The organism is Photobacterium sanctipauli (assembly GCF_003026495.1).
Lineage (GTDB): Bacteria > Pseudomonadota > Gammaproteobacteria > Enterobacterales > Vibrionaceae > Photobacterium > Photobacterium sanctipauli.
In genome coordinates this window covers 1-1,245 of the sequence record NZ_PYMA01000042.1, presented here as the reverse complement: position 1 = coordinate 1,245, position 1,245 = coordinate 1, and the positions used below count along the sequence as shown (strand labels likewise).

4 tRNA genes and 2 rRNA genes are annotated in these 1,245 nt (G+C 47.8%); all 6 read right to left on the bottom strand.

Features of this window, described 5'->3' with window-relative positions:
• A 23S ribosomal RNA gene (locus C9I98_RS26345) occupies positions 1-295 on the bottom strand; the annotation flags it as partial.
• A gap of 275 nt (positions 296-570) precedes the next feature.
• Positions 571-646, bottom strand: a tRNA-Ala gene (locus C9I98_RS26340).
• Between the two features lie 90 nt (positions 647-736).
• A tRNA-Val gene (locus C9I98_RS26335) sits at positions 737-812 on the bottom strand.
• A 67-nt stretch (positions 813-879) separates the two neighbouring features.
• A tRNA-Lys gene (locus C9I98_RS26330) sits at positions 880-955 on the bottom strand.
• Position 956: 1 nt separating this feature from the next.
• Positions 957-1,032 (bottom strand) — tRNA-Glu (locus C9I98_RS26325).
• Positions 1,033-1,124: 92 nt separating this feature from the next.
• Positions 1,125-1,245, bottom strand: a 16S ribosomal RNA gene (locus tag C9I98_RS26320); the annotation flags it as partial.

Below are 1,245 nucleotides of genomic sequence, written 5' to 3'. Positions count from 1 at the left end.
TTGTTCACCTAACGCAAGACTAGCTTAAGGGCTAATCCGGTTTCGCTCGCCGCTACTGCCGGAATCTCGGTTGATTTCTCTTCCTCGGGGTACTTAGATGTTTCAGTTCCCCCGGTTCGCCTCAGCACGCTATGTATTCACTTGCTGATAACTGCTTATGCAGCTGGGTTTCCCCATTCGGAAATCCAAGAGTATTGTGATTCTTACCATCTTCTCTTGGCTTATCGCAGGTTAGCACGTCCTTCATCGCCTCTGACTGCCCAGGCATCCACCGTGTACGCTTAGTCACTTAACCATACAACCCCAAGGGGTCTGTTCGTATGGCTCAACAACCAAGGTTGTCCGTCTGAGTATGTGACGGACTGTGTTTCGCCGGACTCTTACACAAGACACTTGAATGTGTGTTGCTTGAGAACTCGTTTTACTTCTCTTAATAAAGAGAAATAAAACTATTTAGTATTGAATTTAATAAATTCAATTTACTAGTCAGCTTTCCAGATTGTTAAAGAGCATGTATTTATCGTGAGATAACCACTTTCTAAACACACTCATTAGAATGTTTTTAGAGAGTGGTGGAGCTAAGCAGGATCGAACTGCTGACCTCCTGCGTGCAAGGCAGGCGCTCTCCCAGCTGAGCTATAGCCCCATAATGGGTTCTTTTTCTTTAGGCAAGACATCGTATTTCGACGTTTAGTTCGCTAAACGAGAAATGCGATAACGCAGCATAAAGGAAAAGTGGTGGGCGATACCGGGCTCGAACCAGTGACCCCCTCCTTGTAAGGGAGGTGCTCTCCCAACTGAGCTAATCGCCCTCCGATTTTCAGCTTGTTTTCACTTTTGTAAAAGTGAAATCAAAACTGCCATCTTCCGAGGAGAAGATGGTGGGTCGTGCAGGATTCGAACCTGCGACCAATTGATTAAAAGTCAACTGCTCTACCAACTGAGCTAACGACCCGTGGCGTCCCATAGGGGAGTCGAACCCCTGTTACCGCCGTGAAAGGGCGGTGTCCTAGGCCTCTAGACGAATGGGACTAAGTGTTTCCAGGTTTGGGTACCTGGACATGTTCTTTTACGTTTCAACCAAGCAATCTGTGTGGACACTGCATCAAACGCAGTCATATCGTTAAGGAGGTGATCCAGCCCCAGGTTCCCCTAGGGCTACCTTGTTACGACTTCACCCCAGTCATGAACCACACCGTGGTAAACGCCCCCCCGAAGGTTAAGCTATCTACTTCTGGTGCAGCC